Genomic DNA, 21,687 nt, shown 5'->3' on the forward strand with positions numbered 1-21,687 from the left:
TCACCCAGCTCGTCCTTGCCGCTGTAGTCCAGGCGTTTGGTCAGGTCGCCTTCGCCGCTGGCAATGTTGCGCAGCATGGCGGCGACGTTGAGGATCGGCCGGGTCACGCCGCGGGCGGTGAGCCACACCAGCAGCAGGCCGACGATGGCGGCGGCGAGGCCGAACAGGGTCTGCCACAGCGCGCCGCTGGAGTTGCGTTCATCCAGTCGCTTCTGCAGCTCCAGCGCCGGAGCCAGCAGCACGCCCTGCGGCACGTCGAGTACTACCGCCCAGGGCTTGGTGGCATCCGGGATCGGCAGCAGCGGCTCGAGCACGCGCAGCTGGCCGCCCTGCTCCAGCACCTGCGGACGACCGCCGGCCTGCAGGGACAACAGCTCGGCGGCCTGGTCGGGAATGGCCTTGGCCAGCGGCTGGCCGAGCAGCGCTTCGTCGCTGCTGTAACCGGCGAGCAGGCCCGCCGGGCTGACGATGCTGACGCTGCCGGCGCCGTCGTAGAGTTGGTTGTCGCCATCGACAGAGAGCTTCTGCAGGCGGCTGAGGCTGATATCGATGCCGATCACGGCGACGACCTTGCCCTGGTCGATCAGCGGGAAGGTCACGGTGGTCATCAGCACCTTGGTGCCCGAGGCGCTGTCGAAATAGGGATTGAGCACGCAAGCCTTGCGGGTCTGCAGCGGGCACAGCTGCCAGGTGTTGAACGGGCTGCCGTCGAGCATCGCCGAGGTGTCGGCGATCATGTCCTCGGTCACTGCCAGGCCGGTCATCTCGCCGGAGGCCTTCTGCGCCCAATAGGCGCCGAAGCGGCCCTTCTCATTGCTGCCGGCGTCGGGCTGGTCATGGAAGGCAGCGTCCTGGCCGTCCAGCGCGTCGGGCTCGAAGACCACGTAGAGGCTGAGCAGGTTGGGGTTGCTCTTCAGACCATCGCGCACCAGCTGGTTGAGGTCCTTGCGCACGCTGGCGGCGTCCGCGCCGTGCTGGGTTGTCTGCTCGCGCAGCTGGGCGACCTGGCGGGAGAACTGGTTGCCGAAGTGGTAAACGTCGGTGAAGAAGCGCTGGATGATCTCCGCCTGCTGCTCGCTGCGCGCCTGCATCCGCGACTTGGCCGCGTCCTTGAGCATGTCCGCGTTGGCCGCCTTGATCAGCTGCGCATCATGGTTCATCCGGAACAGCGAGAGGCCGACCAGCAGGCAGACGATGCAGAGCAGGCAGAGGCCGGTCAGCAGCGTGATCTTCCACTGGATCGAGAGGCGGGACAGGGGCATGGTTGGCGTCCTTGAGCAACAAGCAATTCTTTGAGGTTTTATCGGCTTGTAAGGCGGCTACTTGAGCTGCGCCCTTAAATTTCAGGGCTCCTGGCGGATCAGCGCGCGGTACTGCCCGGGCGTCGATCCGGTCCATTTGCGGAAGGCCTTGTAGAAGGCGCTGGTGTCGGCGAAACCCAGCTCCTCGGCCAGGTCGGCGAAGTTGCCGTCGTCGCTGTCCAGCCTGGCGATGGCGAGGTCACGGCGCAGCTGGTCCTTGAGCGCCTGGTAGGACTGCCCTTCGGCGGCGAGCTTGCGGCGCAACGTCGAGGGCGCCATGTAGAAGTGCCCGGCGAGGGCGTCGAGGTCCGGCCAGCGTTCGAACTTCAGGCTGCGCAAATAGGCCTTGGTGCGTGCGGCAAGACTCTGCGGGTCGCGGTAGCGCACCAGGATGTTCGCTGGCGCGCCACCGAGGAAACGCCGCAGCTCGCGCTCGTCACGGCGCACGGGGAGATCGAGCGCCTCGGCGTTGAACAGCAGGCGCGACTGGCGACGGGCGAAATTGAGGTTCTCGGTGAACATCACCCGGTAGTCGGCGATGAAGTCCGGCTGCGGGCAGCGCAGCTCGATGGCAAGCACCGGGATGCGCCGCCCCACCAGCCAGCAGGCCAGGCCGTGCAGCATCAGCCACAGGGTGAAGTAGCAGAAGGCGCGCGGCGCCGGGCCTTCGGGCTCATCGAGGACGATGGCGGCCAAGCCTTCCTGGCGAGTCAGGCGCGGGGTGAAGTCGTCGAACACCAGCCCCATGAAGCGCAGCGCGGCGTTCATCGCCGTCTCCAGGGTCGGCTCGCGGACGGCAGCGGCAGTCATGAAGTTGAAGCTGCCGGATTTCATCCGGCGGGCGTTCATGCCGAAGAACTCGTCGTCCATCTCCCTGGCCAGGCGCAGCCAGAGCCGCGCATAGGCCTGGCTGGAAACCCGCGCGTAGGGCTTGCCGAACAGCTCCGGGGCAATGCCGGCGGCGGCCAATAGCGCGCCGTCGTCGCGGCCGGCGCGACGAAACTCAGCCAGCGCTTCGCTGACCAGGCGGATGGAGATGGTGCCCTTTTCTACGCCCATGGCGCCCCGGCAGTCCGGGCACGCGCCAGGGCGCAGGCAGGCATCGGGCGATCAACCACGCTGGCTGCGCACCTCTTCGATGCTGATCTCGCGCATGCGGAACTTCTGGATCTTGCCGGTCACCGTCATCGGGAACTCGTCGCAGAAGCGGAAGTGGCGCGGCACCTTGAAGTGGGCGATGGCGTTCTTGCAGAAGGTCCGCAGCTCGTCTTCGGCGACGCTGTGGCCGGGGTGGAACTTGACCCAGGCCACCAGTTCCTCGCCGTACTTCTCGTCGGGGATGCCGATCACCTGGGCGTCGGCCACGGCGTGGTGGGTGTAGAGGAACTCCTCGATCTCGCGCGGATAGATGTTCTCGCCGCCGCGGATGATCATGTCCTTGCTGCGGCCGACGATACGAACGTTGCCGGCTTCGTCCATCTCGGCGAGGTCACCGGTGAGCATCCAGCGCGCCGGACTGATGGCCTCGGAAGTCGCCTGCGGGTTGTTCCAGTAGCCGAGCATCACGCTGTAGCCGCGGGTGCACAGTTCGCCGATGGTGCCGCGCGGGACGATGCGGCCGTCGGCGTCGATGATCTTGCTTTCCAGGTGCGGCTGGGTGCGGCCCACGGTGGTGACGCGGGTTTCCAGGTCGTCTTCCGGGCCGGTCTGCAGCGACACCGGGCTGGTCTCGGTCATACCGTAGGCGATCTGCACTTCGGCCATGTGCATCTCGTCGATAACCCGGCGCATCACCTCGATCGGGCAGGTGGCGCCGGCCATGATCCCGGTGCGCAGGCTCGACAGATCGAAGTCGCGGCGGGTCGGGTGGTCCAGCTCGGCGATGAACATGGTGGGCACGCCGTACAGCGCGGTGGCCTTCTCTTCCGCCACTGCCGCCAGGGTCGCCTCGGGCTCGAAGCTGGGCGCGGGGTAGATCATGGTGGAGCCGTGGGTCAGGCAGCCGAGGTTGCCCATCACCATGCCGAAGCAGTGGTACAGCGGCACCGGGATCACCAGGCGGTCGTGCTCGGTGAGGCCGAGGCTGTCGCCGACCATCAGGCCGTTGTTGAGGATGTTGTAGTGGCTGAGCGTGGCGCCCTTGGGGAAGCCGGTGGTGCCGGAGGTGTACTGGATGTTGATCGGCTCGTCGAACTGCAGCAGCGCCTGGCGCTCGGTGAGTTCGACGGCGGCGATGCCACGACCCAGCGGCTCCAGCTGACTCCAGCGCAGGAAGCCGGCGGGCGCGGTATCGGACAGGCTGATCACCCCGCGCAGCTCCGGCAGACGATCACTGGACAGCTCGCCCGGTCGCCCCTGCCCCAGCTCGGGCAGCAGGTCGGCGAGCATGCCGTGGTAATCGGAGGACTTGAAGGCGTCGGCGCACACCAGCCAGCGGCAGCCGGATTGCTTGAGAGCGTATTCGAGTTCGTTCACCCGGTAGGCCGGGTTGATGTTGACCAGCACGGCGCCGACCTTGGCGCTGGCGAACTGGGTGACGCACCACTGCGCGCAGTTGGGCGCCCAGATCCCCAGGCGGTCGCCGGGACGCAGGCCGAGGGCGAGGAAAGCACGGGCGATGCCATTGACCACCTCGGCCAGCTCGGCCCAGGTGTAGCGCAGGTTCTGGTGACGCACGACCAGCGCCTCGCGCGCGGCGAAACGCTCGACGGTGGCGTCGAAGGCAGCGCCGACAGTCATGGCCAGCAGGGATTTGTCCTGCGGGCCGCGGGTGTAACTCAGGTGGTTCATGGCTTTCCCTTGTTGTGCTTGTTCTGGGATCAACACTGAACGATCGGTTCGGGCAGCGACGCAGAGCGTCGGGAACCGCGCTTACTTACCGGCAGCCGCGCGGCTGACTGGCCGGTCGCGGGCTGCGGAACATGTTTACGTTAACGTAAAGGTAAACGCAACCCCGACCATCGACAGCGCAGCAGGCCGGGCGCCTCCGCTCATTGCAGGATAGCCACTCACAAAGCGTGCCATCCGGCCTGAACGCCATATGCAGCGCGGCTTTGAGAAGGTTTTCAGTCGTTCGGGGGGAAGCCGTCCCGGTTGCATTTCGCAACAGCTCGGGCAAGCTTCCGCGCCGCGACTGCCAGCACGGCGCACGGCCTCTGCGCAGCGGGCGGCGCCACGTCTCAATCTGTCGCAATCTGAGACGCCCCGCGCCGCGTGCGCTATGACGGACCTTGCATTAGAATTCGCCGAAAATGCCTACATGGATGTAGATACATTCCCACTCACGCTTGCGAATCCCGTCCATGACTAGTCGTCGTTCGATACTGAGCCTGCTGTTTGCCTGTGCCGCTGTTGTCTGTTCATCGAACACCTTCGCCGCCTCCCCCGCCAAGGCAGCTTCCCCCAAGGAGCTGGTGCTCGCTTCCGGCAGCGCCCTGGTGGTCGATCTGGAGAACGGCAAGACCCTCTACTCCAGCAATCCCAACCTGGTAGTACCCATCGCCTCGGTGACCAAGCTGATGACCGCCATGGTCACGCTGGACGCCAAGCTGCCGATGAACGAACTGATCCCCGTGGACATCTCCGAGACCGCCGAGATGAAGGGCGTGTTTTCCCGCGTCCATCTGGGCAGCATGATCAGCCGCCAGAACATGCTGCTGCTGGCCCTGATGTCCTCGGAAAACCGCGCCGCCGCCAGCCTCGCCCACAACTATCCGGGCGGCTCAAAGGCCTTCGTCGCGGCGATGAACGCCAAGGCGAAATCCCTCGGCATGACCAGCACCCATTACGTCGAGCCCACCGGTCTGTCGATCCACAACGTCTCCGACGCCAATGACCTGATCCGCCTGGCCAAGGCCGCCTACACCTACCCGCAGATCCGCCAGCTGAGCACCACGGCGACCAGCGACGCGCGCTTCAGCAAGCCCAGCTACTCGCTGAGCTTTTTCAACACCAACCCGCTGGTGCGCAACGGCAAGTGGGACATCCGCCTGACCAAGACCGGCTTCACCAACGACGCCGGCCACTGCCTGGTGATGGTCACCATGATGAACGGCCGCCCGGTCGCCCTGGCCCTGCTCGATGCCTTCGGCAAGCGCACCCATGTGGCCGACGCCGGCCGCATCCGCCGCTGGGTGGAAACCGGTGTCGCCTCGCCGGTGCCCGCCGTCGCCCTGCAGTACAAGGCCCAGCGCAGCCAGGCGCGTGCAGCCAACATCACGGCCACCGCCGAGTAAGCCCCTCCCCGCGCTGGCGGAGCCCACTCCGCCAGCCGCGCTTTTTCTCCCCTCCCCCTCCTCTCGCACTGTCGTTTCAGCCCTGCTGGATGGCGCTTCCGTCACTTATATGCAGATCATCATTCAATGCTAGTATGACGACCGTAATATTTGATTGCCGGAGCCTTGCGATGACCGAACTGACACTCACCCGTGAACAGAAGATTGCCGCCTGGGAAGCGGCGGCTGCGCAGATGCGCCAGCGCCTGGCCGAGCCCGGCGTGGTTTCGCTGCAGGAGTTGCGCGGCAAGACGCCCCAGGAGTTCTTCGACGGCATTGGTGCCGGCGAACTGCCGGCCCCACCGATCAATGCGCTGATCGGCTTCGTCCCGCTGGAATGGGGCCAGGGCCGCTTCATCTTCCAGGGCACCCCGGACATGCGTCACTACAACCCGCTGGGCAGCGTGCATGGCGGCTACGCGGCGACGCTGCTGGACTCGGCCATGGGCTGCGCGGTGCACACCATGCTCGAACCGGGACTGGGCTACACCACCACCGACCTGCGCATCAGCTACATCCGCGCACTGACCCGCGATACCGGGCCGATCCGCGCCGAAGGCACCCTGGTGCACATTGGCCGCTCCACCGCCCTGGCCGAAGGCCGCCTCTACGACGTGGACGGCCGGCTCTACGCCACCGGCTCCACCACCTGCCTGATCCTCGGGCGCTGAACCCTCAGGAGACTGACCATGACTTCCGTCGTCATCGCGGGTTATGCCCGCTCCCCGTTCCACTTCGCGAAAAAAGGCGCGCTGGTCGACGTGCGCCCGGACGACCTCGCCGCGCAGACGGTCAAGGGGCTGGTCGCGCGCAGCGGCCTCGATGCCCGTTTGATCGAGGACCTGGTCATGGGCTGCGCTTACCCCGAGGCCGAACAGGGCATGAACCTGGCGCGCATCACTGGCTTCCTCGCCGGCCTGCCGGAAACCGTGGCCGGCGCCACGGTGAACCGCTTCTGCGGCTCGTCCATGACCTCCATCCACTTCGCCGCCGGGCAGATCCAGCTCGGCGCCGGGGATGCTTTCATCTGCGCGGGCGTGGAGTCCATGACCCGCGTGCCCATGGGCGGCTTCAACCTCTCGCCCAACCCGCGCCTGCTGGCGGAATTCCCCCAGGCCTACATGCCCATGGGACAGACCGCCGAGCTAGTCGCCGAGCGCTTCGGCATCTCCCGCGCGGACCAGGAAGCCATGGCCGTGGACTCCCACGCCAAGGCCGCCCATGCCCGCGAGCAGGGCCTGCTGGCGGCGGAGATCGTGCCCATCGACACGCCCAATGGGGTGGTCAGCGAGGACGGCTGCATCCGCCCCGGCACCAACCTGGAGGCACTGGCGCAGCTCAAGCCGGCCTTCGGCGGCAGCGTCACCGCGGGCACCGCCTCGCCGCTCACCGATGGCGCCGCGGCCGTTCTGGTGTGCAGCGAGGACTTCGCCCGCGCCAACGGGCTGGACATCCTGGCGCGGGTAAAAGCCGTCGCGGTGGTCGGCTGCCCGCCGGAAATCATGGGCATGGGCCCGCTCTACGCAACCCGCAAACTGCTCGACCGCACTGGACTGCGCATGGCCGACATCGACCTGGTGGAGATCAACGAGGCCTTCTCCAGCCAGGCACTGGCCTGCCTGCGCGGGCTGGAGCTGGATAGCGACCGGGTCAACCTGCACGGCGGTGCCCTGGCCATCGGCCACCCGCTGGGCGCCACCGGCGCTCGCATCACCGGCAAGGCGGCAGCGCTGCTGAAGGAAACCGGCGGGCGCTACGCCATCGCCACCCAGTGCATCGGCGGTGGCCAGGGCGTGGCGACCTTGCTCGAAGCCGTTCGCTGATCTCCATGCCCGTAGGGCGCATAACGCGCCAACGTTATGCGCCGCAAATCTGCCGGCGGATAACCTGTGCCAGGTTATGCGCCCTACGGTGCTGATGATTCCCCTGTAGGAGCGCGCCATGCGCGCAATCGCGGGCACGGCCCGTTCCTACAGGTTAAATCCATGCCCCGAATCACCTCCCCTCGCCCTCCCTGCGTTAGAATGACATCCAGCATTCCATGATCCGCAGGAGACCGGTCATGCGTTACTCCGAAGACCACAAGGCCCAGACCCGCGAACGCATCATCAACGAGGCGGCGCAGCGCTTCCGCAGCGAGGGCGTGGACGCCACCGGCCTGCAGACGCTGATGAAGGCGCTGGGCCTGACCCACGGCGGCTTCTACGCGCACTTCAAGTCCAAGGACGAGCTGGTGGAGATCGCCCTGCAGCAGGCCGCCGAGCAGCTGCGCCCGGTCGTCGACCAGCAGTTCGAAAAGGCCGAGCCGCTGCCCGGCTTCATCGACCAGTACCTCTCCCCCGGCCACCGCAATGCGCCCGGCAAGGGCTGCCCGCTGCCGACCATCTCGGCCGAGCTGGGCGCGCGCGGCCATGCCAGCGCCACCACCGACGCCATCGTCCAGGCACGCATCGACGCCATCGAAAAGGCACTGCCCAGCGAGCATGCCGAGGATGAGAGCGTGGCCATGCTCGCCACCCTGATCGGCGCGCTGGTGCTATCGCGCAGCGTGGCCGATCCGGAGATGTCTGACCGCATCCTGGAGAGCACCCGCCGGCACCTGAAACGCGAGATCGGCGCGGCGGAGTGAGGCGCTTTTGTAGGGGGCATACCGCGCCAGCGTCATCCGCCGTTCAAGGGCCGGCGAATAACCTGTTCCAGGTTATTCGCCCTACGCTCCTGCGTATTCCCCTACCCTAACTCTCTCCCCCTGGGAGAGGGTTAGGGTGAGGGCCAATCCGAGCGCGGATGCTCATCCCGAGCGGCCATGACCCGCTCCCACGAAAGCCGCGCATAAAAAAGCCCCGGCGCAAGGCCGGGGCAAGCTTTTCGCCACTCAGTTATCGATCAAGCCACCGCCACGCCATAGCGCTGTGCCGGGGCGCTGCGCGACAGGTTCGGCGCCATCTTCAGGCGCGCGGCAGTAAAGGCTTCGAATTCGCTCGCATCCGGCAGCGCCGGCAGGGTCACCACTTCACCCTGGGCCAGGCCGGCCAGTGCGGCGTCGACCATGTGGTTCACGTCCATCAGCATCTCCGCCGGCAGTGCGGAGATGTCGGTGCCGGCGCGGTCCCAGATTTCGGTGCGGGTGGCGCCCGGCAGCACGGCCTGGATACGCAGGCCCAGCGGCGCCAGTTCCTGCTGCATGGATTGGGTCAGGTTGAGCACGAAGGCCTTGGTGGCGCTGTAGCTGCCATTGAACAGTTCCGGCGCCAGCGCCAGCACCGAGGCCACGTTGATGATGGTGCCGCGGCCACGCCCGGCGAAAGCCTTGGCAGCAGCGCCAGCCAGGCGCGCGGTGGCGATGACGTTCAGCTCGATCATGCTTTCCAGGCGGTCCAGGTCGGTTTCCAGCAGGGTGCCGTTGATCGCAACGCCGGCGTTGTTCAACAGCAGGCTGAGACTCGTATCCTCGGCCAGGCGGGCCTCGATACGGGCGCGGTCTTCGCGACGGGTCAGATCGGCCTTCAGCACATCCACCGAGACGCCGTGTTCCTCACTGAGGCGCGCGGCCAGGGCGTCCAGGCGTTGCTGGTCGCGGGCCACCAGCAGCAGGTCGTAGCCCTGCGCGGCGAGGCGCTGCGCGTAGGTGGCGCCGATGCCGGAAGAAGCACCGGTGATCAGTGCGCGGCCCAGTTCGGATTTGGCATTCATGGTTCTTGCTCCAGGGAGGCGGTTGCCCCGCTTGCAGGATTGAGTGGGCCGGGTGGCCGTCTGGAATGTCCGGCCACTGGAATGATGGCCGTCATCTGAAGGTTAATATTATGCTTATAATATTATCTGTCAAGACCTGCCATGCGGTGCTGACGAACGGCCAGGGAGTCGCTGGCAAGCCTTGCGGGGCGGGCGCCGGGTGCCATCCGGCAGTTTAGGTTGCCCATTCCAGAGCGCTCGCGAGAGGCTCGCTGGGTCTCCACACAAGAACAATCCCGGAGCGTCACCTGCACCCTGCTGCCTGTCTATGCACCGGAGCGATCCGGAGGAGGACACATGCGATTGCGCTGCTTTTTCCTGGGATGTGTTTGGGATGAAGGGAATCTGACCGAAGTCGGCCGCGTGCCGATGCTCTGCCAGCGCTGTGCGCGCTGCGGTGCGCAGCGGTACCTCAGTCCCGAACCGGAAATTTGAAGTCGGCCCAAAGAAAATGCCCGGAGCACGTTCGTGCTCCGGGCATGGGGTGCTGCTCGATAAGGATCAGTTGGCCACGAACGCCTGGCTGGTGGTGATCGCCATGTCGCCGCCGGGCAGCTTCAGATCGCCGATGCGCTCCAGGCTGTCAGCATCGAAGATCGCCACGTCGTTCAGGGTGCCGGTCAGGTACAGCTTGTTGCCGGCCTTGTTGGTCGACAGGCAGTAGTAGGAGTGGTCCAGGTTCGCCGCCTTGACCAGTTTCTGCTCCTTGATGTCGTACTTGGCCAGTCGATTCAGCACGCCGTAGACGATATTGCGGTCCTTGGCCGAGCGGATGCCGCTGAAGTACACCTCGGTGACCGGGCCGAAATCGACGGTCTCGGTCTTGCCGGTGGCCAGGTCGATGTTGAAGAAGCCATAGAGGAAGTCGGCCGTGGCCATGTCCTGCTTGGCGTCCTTGAACTTCGCCGTGGTGTAGAGCAGCGAGAAGTCACGCGGGTAGGTCTGCTGGTTCCACACGTAGAGCACATCTGGCGGCGCGTAGTTGGGGCGCTTCCAGTTGCGGCTGGGGATTACCACGTCGAATTTGCCGGTCTTCACGTCCACCTTGTAGATGTCCGGGCCCGCCACGTAGAGGGTGCCGTCGTCGCCGCTCTGCATGATGGTCAGCTGGCGCGGCGCCGGGAAGGTGCGCACCGGCTTGGCGTCCATGCCGTCGGCGACGGAATACACCTGCAGGCGCGGCTGCTGCACCTCGTAGTGCTCGGCAAGGATCAGCGTCGGGTTGGCGATGGCGTAGATCTCCTTGCCGTCATGGCTGACGGTCATGGAGAACATCGCCCGCGCGTTCTCGCCCGGTTTCTGCGCGATGGTGGCGTGGAACACCGGTTTGCAGTCATCGAGCTGGATGCCGTAGATGTCCGCATAGTGGTTGCTGAGGATGTAGACGGTCTTGCGGTCCGGCGACAGCTGGGTCATGCCCGGGCCGTAGGCGCCGGGGATGGTGCAGGTCTTGAACAGCTTGTCGGTCTGCATGTCGATGACGTGCAGGTTGTTCGGATAGTTGGTGCTGATCAGGTACTCGTGGCCACTTTCCAGCGCTTTGCTCACGTCTGCGCCGGCGTCGGCGGCTACAGCTTGCAGCGCGCAGGCCAGCGAGAGGCCGCCGAGGGCGGCGGCGAATGCTTTTCTGGACATGCAGGTTTTCCTCTTGTTCTTCTGTCCCATATGTTTCAGGGCGATCATTTGTCGTCCGGGAATACGGTGCCGAGGTTGCGCCAGTTCTCGGCCGAGGCCTGCGCATCCTTGTTCCAGTCGGGGTAGGTGCTCATCATGTCCGGCACCTGGGCCGGCCACCAGCAAGGATCGGAGCAGCCGTAGAGGTCCGCTTCCATCGGCTGGCAGAGCGAGGACACGCCGCCGAACACGTCGACTTCCCAGCCCGGGTCGGTGGTCGCCGCGCAGCCGGCCACGGAGTTCATCGCCACCACGTCCTCGATGCGATCCTCGGCGGCGGCCTGTTCGAGCTTCTGTGCTTTGGTGTTGATCGCTTTCAGATGTTTCATGTCAGTGCGCCTTCCGCGGAGTGATGTGGCGGTCGATGAAGCTGGGGTTGGAAGCCATGATCCGGCTGTAGACCTCGATGCCGAAATCGACCCAGTCCCTCATCAGTTCGCAGTAGTGGTAGGTGGGGTGCGCCGGGTCGCCGTAGCGCGCGTAGCTCTCGTGGTAGCAGCCGCCGGAGCAGAGGTTGCGGATGTGGCAGCTGGCGCAGCCGGTGTCGGTGCGGTCCAGGCGCTGCGAGAGGAACTCGTTCAGCTCGGCCTGCTTCACCCCTTCATGCACGTTGCCGAAGGTCGGCAGCGAAGAACCGGTGAAGCGGTGGCACAGGTTCAGCTCGCCCTTGTGGTCCACCGCCAGCATCTTCAGGCCGGCGCCGCACGGCAGGGCCTTCTTCTGCCCTTCGTGGATGTCGGTGATCAGCTGGTGCAGGTTGGAGAAGCCGATGTTGCGCCCTTCCAGCGCCTCGTCCAGGTAGCGGCGACCGAGGGCCTTCATGCCGGCGAAGACAGCCTTCAGCTCATCGGTGGTGAGGTTGTAGCTGCTGATGTCGCCCGAGGTGACCGGGGCAAAACCGACTTCGGCGAAACCCATCTCGTTGAACAGGTGATTCCAGATGGTCTCGACGTCGGTGACGCCGGTGGTCAGGGTCACCCGTGCGCCCACCGGCCGCGCGGTGTAGCGCGACAGCAGCATGTCGGCCTTGCGCCGCACCACGTCATAGGTGCCCTGCCCGCCCACGGTGATGCGGTTGCGGTCGTGCACCGTCTTCGGCCCGTCGATGCTGATGGACAGCCCGAAGCGATGGGCATTGAGCCAGTCGACGATTTCCTCGGTGAGCAGCGTGGCGTTGGTAGTCATGACGAAGTCCACCGTCTTGCCCAGCTCGCCGAAACGGCGCTCGCAGTACGCGACCATGTGCTCGATCAGCGGACGGTTGGACAGCGGTTCGCCGCCGAAGAACACCACGGTGTAGCGCTGCTCGTCGGGGGATTCCTGGATCAGCATTTCCACCGAGGCCTCGGCGGTTTCCGCGCCCATCTTCTTGCCGGCGGAGGGCTTGTCCAAGTCTTCCTTGTAGCAGTAGGTGCAGCTGAGGTTGCAGCCGGTATTGACGTTCAGCACCACGGTGTTGAGCGCGGTGCGGTCAACCTTCTTGATGCCGATTTCAGGGGTCAGCGGCGAGCCGTCGCTGACCAGTTCCAGCGCGATCAGCTCGCGCAGGGTCTCGTCGATATCCTCGGCGGCGAAGCGGCCACTCAGACGCTGGGTCAGCTCGTCCGGCGAACAGGCATGCCCGCGCAGCGCGTCGATGATCCCGCCGGTCAGCTCGTCGCTGGCGAACAGCGAGGAGCTGGGGATGTGGAACAACAGGCGGTCGGCGTCGACCTGCACTTCATGCAGGTTGCGTTCGACCAGATTCAAGATGGCGCCCATGGCGACCTCCCGGAACTTGCTTGGTACGCCCGCCCGCAGGCGGGGCTCATGCGTTCAGTTCATCCGATACCGACGGTTACGGGATCGGCGGGTTGTTCCAACGCTGCACGGTGACGATCATGTGCCCTTCGCCCTTGTGCGACTGGCCGGCGTCGTCCACCGCGGCGATCACCTTCAGGTTGCCGGCGTTGTTGGTCATCATCTTGCGTTCCGGGTTCGGGCCGGCATCGCCCGGGGTGAAGATGCCAGTGGCGGCGTCCATCGCGCCGGCGAACTTCACATCCTGGTCTTCCTTGGCGCGGTCATCGAAGGGTTCGACCGACCACTGCGCCGGGAACACGCCGATGCGGAACGGCTTGCCGTCGGCGCCCTTGCCCCAGGCCTCGGCATCGAAGCTGCCCTGGACCTTGGGCGTGGAGCCGCCATTGCCGCCGATGCGGGAGATGGAGAATTCCGGCACCACCTTCACTTCGGCGATGTCCTTGTACACCGCGAGGCTGCCGCCCTTGGCGGTGCCCACGGTGACATCGCGCTCGCCGGCGGCGGCCGCATCGCTGGCCTTGACCTTGACGGTCACGCGCTCGGGTGTCTCGGAAACCACCGACACCACCTCCACACCCTTGCCGAACGACGGCTTGCCCTTCAGGCCGGTGCCGACCACGCTGACTTCGGTCTCCGCCCCCGCCTTGATATAGGCCGGCTGCACACCCAGCACGTGGCTGGTGCCGTCCTTCGCCGCGACGAAGTCCAGGCCGCGCTCGTCGTGGGCCTTGTCGAACATGCGGCCCTGCATCTGGCCATTCAGTGCGGCGAATACCTGACGCATGGTCACGTCACCGACGGTGATCGCGCCGCGCCATTCGTAGCCGTTGTAGAGCACCGCGCTGCCCTCGCCGCTGAACGGCGAGCCGTCGGCGTACTGGCCCTTCACGCTGACCTTGAAGGCGTCGGCGCCGTCCTTGCTCACGCTCATGCTGCCGGCCAGGTCGCCCTTGCCCGGCATGTGCCCGGCGAAGCTCCAGTTACCCGCCAGGGATTCGGCCTTGGGCCGATTCTTCTGCCAGTCGGACCAGGCCTTGCTGTCCAGCGGGTAGCGCTTGGCGAGCTCGGGGACCATCTCTTTCTTCGCCAGGTCGAACCAGTCGCGGTCGCGGGCCAGGGCCTGGTACTCCAGCGACGGCCAGCGGCCGAGGTGGAAGTTCACCAGCTTCTCCCACTCCGCCGCCGGGCGGCGCTGCAGGGCGATGCGCGCACCCGAGTGGCAACGGGCGCACATCTGCTCGAAGTTCGTATCGAATTTCTCGACGGTGTTCAGCCGGCGCTCGAGGGCGTAGCGCACACCTTCGGTTTCGCTGGGCGCCAGGCCCTGCTTGTCGGCGAGGAACTTGACCACCGAGCGACGTTCCTCGTCGGTGATCTTCAGGCCGTACATCACCTGCATGCGGGCGATGCTCATCAGCCAGCCTTCGGGGGTCTTGCGCTGGTGGCTGATGCGACTGAGCGAATTGTTGCCTTCGGGCGTGTGGCACGCCTGGCACTTGGCGTTGATGATCGCCTGGCCTTCGGGTGCGGCCTGGGCCGTCTGGTGGAGCGCAAGGGCCAGTGCGGCCAGGGTTCCGGCACCCAGATAGTGCCGAAGTCGTGTCATCTTCAAGGTCAGGCCTCCTCGGTATTCTTGTTGGTTATTCGCGCCCACCGATGGGCTAAGAGCGAGCTCTTGAAAGCGGTTTTGCAGGTTGTGTGCCACTACTGCGCAAACCCCGCCGAATCAGGCTTTCGGCGGGATTTGCAGGCACGCCCGGCAGAGGACACCGGGATTGCGACGTCACATTTCGCGATTGCTGTCTAACTCTGAGACAGGGCCCGTGAGACACCCTGCGAAGCAGTATGGTCCGGCTTGCGCAAAGCGCCGCCCGCCGGCAGCAACAAGGCGCCGAACAGCATGGTCAGCAGGCCGATCCAGACCAGCGAGAGGAACGGGAAGCGGCGTACCACCACGACGCTCTCGATATCGTCGCCGGGCTGCCTGAGCAGACGAGCGGAGGCCGGCACCCAGATCTGCAGGTCACCGCTCCAGCCACGGACGATGAACGGATGCAGCACGTAGCCGCGATCCGAGGCGAAGCGCGCATAGTGGTAGTCGAGGATTTCGCAGAGCTGGCGCACCGGGCCCTGGTAGGCCGGCGGGTTGCCCCGGCTGTCCTGGAACAGCGCGTGGCCGGCGAGCGTCCGATCACCGTCACGCAGTTCGACCTTGGCCACCGCGTGGTAGCCGGAGAAATCCGGGCGGCTGGCATCCGGCGAGACGCGCATCTGCATGCCGCCGATCACTGCGTGCCACTGCTCGAAGGACGTGCCCGGCGGGATGCTGATCTGTTGGTAGCTGTTCAGCGCCGTGGCGGCCAGCCCGCCCACCAGCGCGATTACCGCGCCGCCATGTACCAGCGCCAGCCCGCCGCTGTAGCGCAGGTTGCCGAGGCGCCGGCTGCGCCACATCGTCAGTACGCCCCAGAGCAGGCAGCTGAGCATCAGGAAGGCGCCGCCCAGCAGCGCCGCATCCAGCCACGGCAGCACCCGCACGATGTTCTGCGAGAGCATGCCGTCGCCGTTGTAACTGTCGTTCAGCCAGCCGCCGTGCCAGCCGGTCCAGAGCATCACGGCAGCCATCAGCACAGTCGCCAGCAGTGCCAGCCGTGGCCGTCCGCAACGGCGCAGGAAGCTGTAGCCGCCCATCAGGCCGAGCGCCGCCAGCAGCGGCACCACCCAGTGCGCCAGGCCGTAGCCGTTGACGTCCCACTGGTCGAAGGCGCGGCGCAGGCTGTCCATCTCGGCGGTGGTAGCCCAGGCGGTCAGGGTCTCGAAGAAGGGCTTCAACTCGCTCGGCCGCTCCATCCCCAGCCACTCGTAGAGGTGCGCCTGGAGCAGCGCGCCGAGGGCCAGCAGGCCGGTGCCGGCGAACAGGTAGATGGCCACGTCCAGGGTCCAGTCCGACGCCCCGCGCCGCCGCCCTGCCCGCTTGCGCGACCGCCACCCGGCCAGCAGGTGGAATGCCGCGAGGGCCAGCAGGATCGCCGCCAGCGCCAGGTGGCTGAGCCAGGAGGTGGTGCCGATGTAGCGGTGCGAACTGGCGAGCACCGTGCTGCGGGTCACCGCCATGGCGCCGCAGGCCATGGCCGCCGCCAGCAGGCTGAGCACTGGCAACGACCGTGCGTAGGAGCCGTCCGCGCGCCAGCGGCGGGCACCGTGCAGCACCGCGCCGAGCAGCGCCCAGATGATGAAGGCCGAGGTCTGTACCGGGTCCCAGTGCCACAACTGGCCGTAGGTGAAGTCCTCCATGGCCCAGGCCATGCCGACACCGATACCGGCGCTGAGGATCAGCCAGGCGCGGCGGCTGTAGCGCGGCATCACCCAGGCGTAGGCGTGCCCTCCTCGGCCCAGCGCTTCCAGCGCGGCACCGGCCGGCGCCAGCACCCAGGCATACGCGCAGAGGATCAGCGGCGCGTGCAGGGACATCCAGAAGGTCTGCAGGTGGGCGTTCATGCCCTGGCTTGGCTGCGCCACTAGCCAGTCCGCCGGCGTCGCACTGAAAGGCCCGAGCCAGGCGGCGGTGGCGACGTACCAGGCGGCGATCAGCGCCATGCCGCGCCCCGCCCAGCCGGGCAGCGCCGAACTTTTCAGGGCGATGGCCATGCAGAAGGTCGCCAGCAGCAGCACCGTGCCCTCGTCGCCGCCCCAGAGGTTGGAGAACTTCAGGTAGGCTGGCAGCGCCGCGCTGCTGTAGAGCCAGGCGTAGCGCAGCTGGAAGTGGTCGGCTACCAGGTGCAGGCCAAGCGCCAGGCAGGCGCCGCACAGCGCACCGAGGGCAACCGGCCACGTCAGCCCGCGCCACTCCTGGCGAATGGCGCCCAGGGCAATCAGTGCCATCAGGACCCAGAGCAACCCATTGCCCACGCCGGGCAGCAGCCACAACAACAGGCAGGTCAGCGTGGCAGCCAGCGGCCCCGCAATCCACGGCAACGACAGGTGCATCCTCTTCAAGCCAGGCCTCCTTGTGCAGCGCCGATGTGGCGCTGGGCGAAACCCGGAGCGCTTCACGTTGCGTGCCAGCCGGAAAAGTCCTTGCGAAACAGCAGCCTGCGCGCGTTCCAAGCCCCTCTGCGCGTGGCAGATCGCGACAGCTGTAGCAGTCTGAGACAGCCCTGACCGTTATAGACGATGGTCTAATTGCGCGTCTTTCCCTCAGGGAAAATCCCGTCATCGAGGCGCCAGCCAGACGCCTCGCGTCATCCGGCCTGTCCGGAACAGGTGCCGATCCGCGCCAGCCGGGGCTTTGCCGGGTGGCGCGGGTGGCCAGACGCGTGAGAACGATTATGCTTTCAGATGACCTTGCGCCATCCGCAGGGCCACCTGACTTCACGCATCGCGCAATCCGTACGACCTGTCATCAGCCCTGGGCTCGAGTGCGGTAACGGAAAATCGAGGGACTCCGGCCCAAAACAACAACAAGACGGAGACGAACATGGCGCAGACATACAGCCCGGCCGCGGGCAACGCTCCTCACAGCGGGATCACCAAGGAGGAGCGCAAGGTCATCTTTGCCTCGTCCCTGGGGACGGTGTTCGAGTGGTACGACTTCTACCTCTACGGCTCCCTGGCGGCGATCATCGCCAAGCACTTCTTCGCCGGGGTCAATGAAACCACCGCCTTCATCTTCGCCCTGCTGGCCTTCGCCGCCGGCTTCGCGGTGCGGCCCTTCGGCGCCATCGTGTTCGGCCGCCTGGGCGACATGATCGGGCGCAAGCACACCTTCCTCATCACCATCATCATCATGGGCATCTCCACCGCCGTGGTCGGCCTGCTGCCCGCCTACGCCACCATCGGCGTGGCCGCGCCGATCATCCTGATCACCCTGCGGCTGCTGCAGGGCCTGGCGCTGGGCGGCGAGTACGGCGGCGCGGCGACCTACGTCGCCGAGCATGCGCCCAAGGGCAAGCGCGGCTTCTTCACCTCGTGGATCCAGACCACCGCGACGCTGGGCCTGTTCCTCTCGCTGCTGGTGATCATGGCCTGCCGCACCGTGATGGGGAACGAGGCGTTCGAGGCCTGGGGCTGGCGGATTCCGTTCCTGCTGTCGATCCTGCTGCTGATCATCTCGGTGTACATCCGCCTGCAGCTCTCCGAGTCGCCGGTGTTCCTGAAGATGAAGGAGGAAGGCAAGGCATCCAAGGCGCCGCTGACCGAATCCTTCGGCCGCTGGGAGAACCTCAAGGTGGTGATCATGTCGCTGCTCGGCGGCACCGCAGGGCAAGCCGTGGTCTGGTACACCGGACAGTTCTACGCGCTGTTCTTCCTGCTGCAGACGCTGAAGATCGACGCGCAGACCGCCAACCTGCTGATCGCCGGCTCCCTGCTGCTGGGCACGCCGTTCTTCGTGTTCTTCGGCAGCCTGTCCGACCGCATCGGCCGCAAGAAGATCATCATGGCCGGCTGCATCCTTGCCGCGCTGACCTACTTCCCGATCTTCCACGGCCTGACCCAGTTCGGTAACCCGGACGTGTTCGCCGCCCAGGAGAAGAACCCGGTCACCGTAGTGGCTGACCCGAACGCCTGCTCCTTCCAGTTCGACCCGGTGGGCAAGGCGAAATTCGTCAGTTCCTGCGACATGGCCAAGAGCCTGCTGGCCAAGCGCGCCATCCCCTATGAGAACCTCAAGGCGGAAACCGGCGCACTGGCCCAGGTACACATCGGCGACAAGGTCATCGCCAGCTTCGAAGGGGCCGGCATGCCAGCGGCGGAGTTCAAGGTGCAGTCGGAGGTCTTCACCGCGCAGCTCGCCGCCTCGCTCAAGGAAGCCGGCTACCCCGAGAAGGCAGATCCCTCGAAGATCAACCACCTGATGATGCTGGTGCTGCTGACCATCCTGGTGATCTACGTGACCATGGTCTACGGGCCGATTGCGGCGTGGCTGGTGGAGCTGTTCCCGACGCGCATCCGCTACACCTCCATGTCACTGCCCTACCACATCGGCAACGGCTGGTTCGGCGGCTTCCTGCCCACCGTTGCCTTCGCCATGGTGGCCGCCACCGGAGACATCTATTACGGCCTCTGGTACCCCATCGTCATCGCCGTGATGACGGCCATCCTCGGCATCTTCTTCCTGCCGGAAACCAAGGACCGGGATATCACCAACACCTGAGCCCTGCGTCTCAGCCGCTGTCGCACAATGCGACAGCGGCTTTTCTCCCGCTCGCCAAAAACCTCAATTAAATCCTTTTAATTCAATACGTTATAAAAAACAGTCAGCCTTGGCACAGCCGTTGCGATGCTCCGCCTCAGCGACTCCCAGACCGGGAGCACGAACAGACAACAAGAGGCCAACGCAATGCTCGCTTCCCTGCCCATCAAGCCCGAATCCCGCGCCTTCCTGCAGCGCGCTCCGAAGATGCTGATCGGTGCCGACTGGACTTCCGCCAGCGACGGCGCCCTGATGGACCTGCGCAACCCGGCTACCGGCGAAGTGCTCTGCCAGGTGCCGGCCGGCACCGCCGCCGACGTCGACCGCGCCGTGCGCGCCGCGCGCCAGGCCTTCGATGACTCGGCCTGGAGCCGCACCCGCCCGCGCGAACGGCAGAACCTGCTGTGGAAGCTCGCCGACCTGATGGAGCGCGATGCCGATCTGCTGGCCGAGCTGGAATGTCTGAACAACGGCAAGAGCGCCGCCGTCGCCCGCGTGATGGACGTGCAACTGGCCATCGACTTCCTGCGCTACATGGCCGGCTACGCCACCAAGATCGAAGGCACCACGGTCGACGTGTCCATGCCGCTGATGCCCGACGGCGAATTCCACGGCTACATCCGCCGCGAAGCCGTCGGCGTGGTGGGCGCCATCGTCGCCTGGAACTTCCCCCTGCTACTGGCCTGCTGGAAGCTCGGCCCGGCGCTGGCCACCGGTTGCAGCGTGGTGCTCAAGCCTGCCGACGAGACCCCATTGTCCGCGCTGAAACTTGCCGAGCTGGTCCTGGAAGCAGGCTACCCGGCGGGCGTATTCAACGTCGTCACCGGCGCCGGCATCACCGCGGGCGCCGCCCTCTCCCACAACCCGCTGGTGGACAAGCTGACCTTCACCGGCTCGACCCCGGTCGGCAAGGAAATCGGCAAGGCGGCCATGGACAACATGACCCGCGTAACCCTGGAGCTGGGCGGCAAGTCGCCGACCATCGTTATGGCCGACGCCGACCTCGCCACCGCCGCCGCCGGTGCTGCCCAGGCGATCTTCTTCAACCAGGGCCAGGTCTGCTGCGCCGGCTCGCGCCTGTATGTACAGCGCAAGCACTTCGACAATGTCATCGCCGACATCTCCGGCATCGCCAACGGCATGAAGCTGGGCAACGGCCTGGACCCGAGCATCGACATGGGCCCGCTGATCTCCGCGAAGCAGCAGAAGCGCGTGTTCGACTACATCGAGCTGGGTCGCGACAAGGGCGCCACCATCGCCTGCGGCGGCGAGCAGTTCGGCCCCGGCTATTTCGTCAAACCCACGGTGATCGTCGACGTCGACCAGAAGAATCCGCTGGTGCAGGAGGAAATCTTCGGCCCGGTGCTGGTCGCCATGCCCTTCGACGACATCGAGGACGCCCTGCGCCTGGCCAACGACAGCCCCTACGGCCTGGGCGCGAGCATCTGGTCCAACGACCTGGCGGCCGTGCACCGCATGGTGCCGCGCATCAAGTCCGGCTCGGTGTGGGTCAACTGTCACAGCGCCCTGGACCCGGCGCTGCCCTTCGGCGGCTTCAAGATGTCGGGCGTCGGCCGCGAGATGGGTGCCGCGGCCATCGAGCACTACACCGAGCTGAAATCGGTGCTGATCCGCCTGTAACTCTCCGCTGGTCTACCTCGCCCGCGCGGTCCCCCTGCGCGGGTGTTGCATCCCCCGGTCGCGGCAGCGCACGGGGGATTTTTTTGCCCGGTTCAATCCCGATCCGGCGCCCCCAGCGGGAACAGAGGCCGGTGCGGCCGCGCCTCCTCCACCGCGCGGGCGAAGGATGGGCGCGCCAGCAAGCGCGAGCGGTAAGCGCGCAGTGTCGGATACTGGTCGCCGATGGGATGGGTCCAGTCCGCATAGAACAGCGAAGGGGCCGCCGCACAGTCGGCGAGGCTGAAGCTCTCCCCCGCCGCCCAGGTACGCCCGGCGAGTTCCTCTTCCAGCCAGGCGTAGGCCAGTTCCAGCTTGCTCACCGCATGGGCCAGGCCTTCCGCACGCTTGCCCGCTTCGCCGCTCATGGCGCCCAGAACGGCGTGCTGCACTGGGGTCATCACGTGCCAGTCGAAGAAGCGGTCGAGGAAACGCACGTCCAGCGCCTTCAGCGGGTCGTCCGGCAGCAGGCGCACCGGGCCGGGATGCTTGAGGTGCAGGTACTCGATGACGATGCTGGTCTCGGCGACGCTGTGCTCACCGTCCAGCAGCACCGGGAACTTCGCCAGCGGCCACAGGCGCAGCCAGTGCGCGCCGTTCTCCGGCTGATCCGGGCCGAGGCTGCGGAATTCGAAGGGCGTGGAGTTCTCGTAGAGGGCGATCAGGACCTTCTGCGTATAGGAGGAAAAGGGATGGCCGAACAGGACGAGGGACATGGCAGGTCACCTGGGCAGACGAAAGTACTCAGCCTAGACCCGAATGCCGGCGGGCGAAGCGGGCATGACCGCCGATCCGATCAGGCCACCGTGCAAAGCCGTCCACTACGCATGGAACCTCCGTCCCAGAGCGGCCTATCGCCACTACGCCAGCCGCCGCCCATGTCGTTTTTGGTCATGCCCACGGCGATTTCGAGCAACTCGCCGCCCACCCGGTGCCTTAGCTTGAGCCCCGCGTGAAGCGCATAGCCGCCACGCGGACTCCCCGGCCTCTACCAGCGCACCAGCGGTTGCGGGGAAGCCGCAGCCGGCCACGC

General features: G+C 66.2%; 17 protein-coding genes. 7 read left to right on the forward strand and 10 right to left on the reverse strand.

Annotated elements, in window-relative coordinates; all coding sequences use genetic code 11:
• From IB256_RS23585 to IB256_RS23595, 3 genes are all read right to left on the reverse strand, one after another.
• Positions 1–1,262 (reverse strand): methyl-accepting chemotaxis protein (locus IB256_RS23585; RefSeq protein ID WP_192404305.1); only part of this gene is annotated, 1,262 nt, incomplete at its 3' end.
• A gap of 81 nt (positions 1,263–1,343) precedes the next feature.
• Complete coding sequence (locus IB256_RS23590) at positions 1,344–2,360, reverse strand: AraC family transcriptional regulator (RefSeq protein WP_192296308.1); 1,017 nt, start codon at positions 2,358–2,360, stop codon at positions 1,344–1,346.
• Positions 2,361–2,411: 51 nt separating this feature from the next.
• Positions 2,412–4,091, reverse strand: coding sequence for an AMP-binding protein (locus IB256_RS23595; protein ID WP_192404308.1), 1,680 nt, complete (start codon positions 4,089–4,091; stop codon positions 2,412–2,414).
• A 512-nt stretch (positions 4,092–4,603) separates the two neighbouring features.
• Here IB256_RS23595 and pbpG point away from each other — a divergent pair.
• The 4 genes from pbpG (at position 4,604) to IB256_RS23615 (ending at position 8,204) form a co-directional block, all read left to right on the forward strand.
• The gene (gene pbpG, locus IB256_RS23600; protein WP_081516653.1) at positions 4,604–5,536 is read left to right on the forward strand and encodes a D-alanyl-D-alanine endopeptidase; all 933 of its coding nucleotides are present in this window, start codon (positions 4,604–4,606) and stop codon (positions 5,534–5,536) included.
• Between the two features lie 170 nt (positions 5,537–5,706).
• Positions 5,707–6,246, forward strand: coding sequence for a PaaI family thioesterase (locus IB256_RS23605; RefSeq protein WP_405307889.1), 540 nt, complete (start codon positions 5,707–5,709; stop codon positions 6,244–6,246).
• Positions 6,247–6,258: 12 nt separating this feature from the next.
• The gene (locus IB256_RS23610) at positions 6,259–7,398 is read left to right on the forward strand and encodes a thiolase family protein (RefSeq protein WP_192404512.1); all 1,140 of its coding nucleotides are present in this window, start codon (positions 6,259–6,261) and stop codon (positions 7,396–7,398) included.
• A 239-nt stretch (positions 7,399–7,637) separates the two neighbouring features.
• Positions 7,638–8,204 carry a TetR/AcrR family transcriptional regulator gene (locus IB256_RS23615; protein ID WP_192296306.1) on the forward strand — a complete coding sequence of 189 codons (567 nt, stop codon included), beginning with the start codon at positions 7,638–7,640 and terminating at the stop codon, positions 8,202–8,204.
• A 257-nt stretch (positions 8,205–8,461) separates the two neighbouring features.
• Here the strand turns inward: IB256_RS23615 and IB256_RS23620 are convergent, their stop codons facing one another.
• The gene (locus tag IB256_RS23620; RefSeq protein ID WP_192404310.1) at positions 8,462–9,268 is read right to left on the reverse strand and encodes an SDR family NAD(P)-dependent oxidoreductase; all 807 of its coding nucleotides are present in this window, start codon (positions 9,266–9,268) and stop codon (positions 8,462–8,464) included.
• A 336-nt stretch (positions 9,269–9,604) separates the two neighbouring features.
• Between IB256_RS23620 and IB256_RS30885 the strand changes: the two genes are divergently transcribed.
• Positions 9,605–9,742, forward strand: coding sequence for a PSPA7_2676 family Cys-rich small protein (locus IB256_RS30885; RefSeq protein ID WP_277873433.1), 138 nt, complete (start codon positions 9,605–9,607; stop codon positions 9,740–9,742).
• Between the two features lie 66 nt (positions 9,743–9,808).
• Here the strand turns inward: IB256_RS30885 and peaD are convergent, their stop codons facing one another.
• From peaD to ccsA, 5 genes are all read right to left on the reverse strand, one after another.
• Complete coding sequence (gene peaD, locus IB256_RS23625; RefSeq protein WP_192404312.1) at positions 9,809–10,942, reverse strand: quinohemoprotein amine dehydrogenase subunit beta; 1,134 nt, start codon at positions 10,940–10,942, stop codon at positions 9,809–9,811.
• Positions 10,943–10,986: 44 nt separating this feature from the next.
• Complete coding sequence (gene qhpC, locus IB256_RS23630) at positions 10,987–11,310, reverse strand: quinohemoprotein amine dehydrogenase subunit gamma (RefSeq protein ID WP_015477047.1); 324 nt, start codon at positions 11,308–11,310, stop codon at positions 10,987–10,989.
• A 1-nt stretch (position 11,311) separates the two neighbouring features.
• Positions 11,312–12,742, reverse strand: coding sequence for a quinohemoprotein amine dehydrogenase maturation protein (gene peaB, locus IB256_RS23635; RefSeq protein ID WP_138216214.1), 1,431 nt, complete (start codon positions 12,740–12,742; stop codon positions 11,312–11,314).
• A gap of 76 nt (positions 12,743–12,818) precedes the next feature.
• Positions 12,819–14,390, reverse strand: coding sequence for a quinohemoprotein amine dehydrogenase subunit alpha (gene peaA / locus IB256_RS23640; protein WP_192296303.1), 1,572 nt, complete (start codon positions 14,388–14,390; stop codon positions 12,819–12,821).
• A 197-nt stretch (positions 14,391–14,587) separates the two neighbouring features.
• On the reverse strand, positions 14,588–16,771 hold the full coding sequence (ccsA, locus tag IB256_RS23645) for a cytochrome c biogenesis protein CcsA (RefSeq protein ID WP_192404514.1): 2,184 nt from the start codon (positions 16,769–16,771) through the stop codon (positions 14,588–14,590).
• Between the two features lie 490 nt (positions 16,772–17,261).
• On the opposite strand from ccsA, the gene IB256_RS23650 reads away from it, so the two are divergent.
• Both IB256_RS23650 and IB256_RS23655 read left to right on the forward strand, forming a co-directional pair.
• On the forward strand, positions 17,262–18,938 hold the full coding sequence (locus IB256_RS23650) for an MFS transporter (RefSeq protein WP_192404314.1): 1,677 nt from the start codon (positions 17,262–17,264) through the stop codon (positions 18,936–18,938).
• A gap of 186 nt (positions 18,939–19,124) precedes the next feature.
• A complete protein-coding gene (locus IB256_RS23655) occupies positions 19,125–20,618 on the forward strand; it encodes an aldehyde dehydrogenase family protein (RefSeq protein WP_192404316.1) in 1,494 nt (497 codons plus the stop codon).
• 92 nt (positions 20,619–20,710) lie between these two features.
• On the opposite strand, the gene IB256_RS23660 is transcribed toward IB256_RS23655, so the two are convergent.
• The gene (locus tag IB256_RS23660) at positions 20,711–21,370 is read right to left on the reverse strand and encodes a glutathione S-transferase family protein (protein ID WP_192296301.1); all 660 of its coding nucleotides are present in this window, start codon (positions 21,368–21,370) and stop codon (positions 20,711–20,713) included.
• Positions 21,371–21,687: the final 317 nt, after the last annotated feature.

Source organism: Pseudomonas sp. PDM17, assembly GCF_014851985.1.
In the GTDB taxonomy this organism is placed as follows: domain Bacteria; phylum Pseudomonadota; class Gammaproteobacteria; order Pseudomonadales; family Pseudomonadaceae; genus Pseudomonas.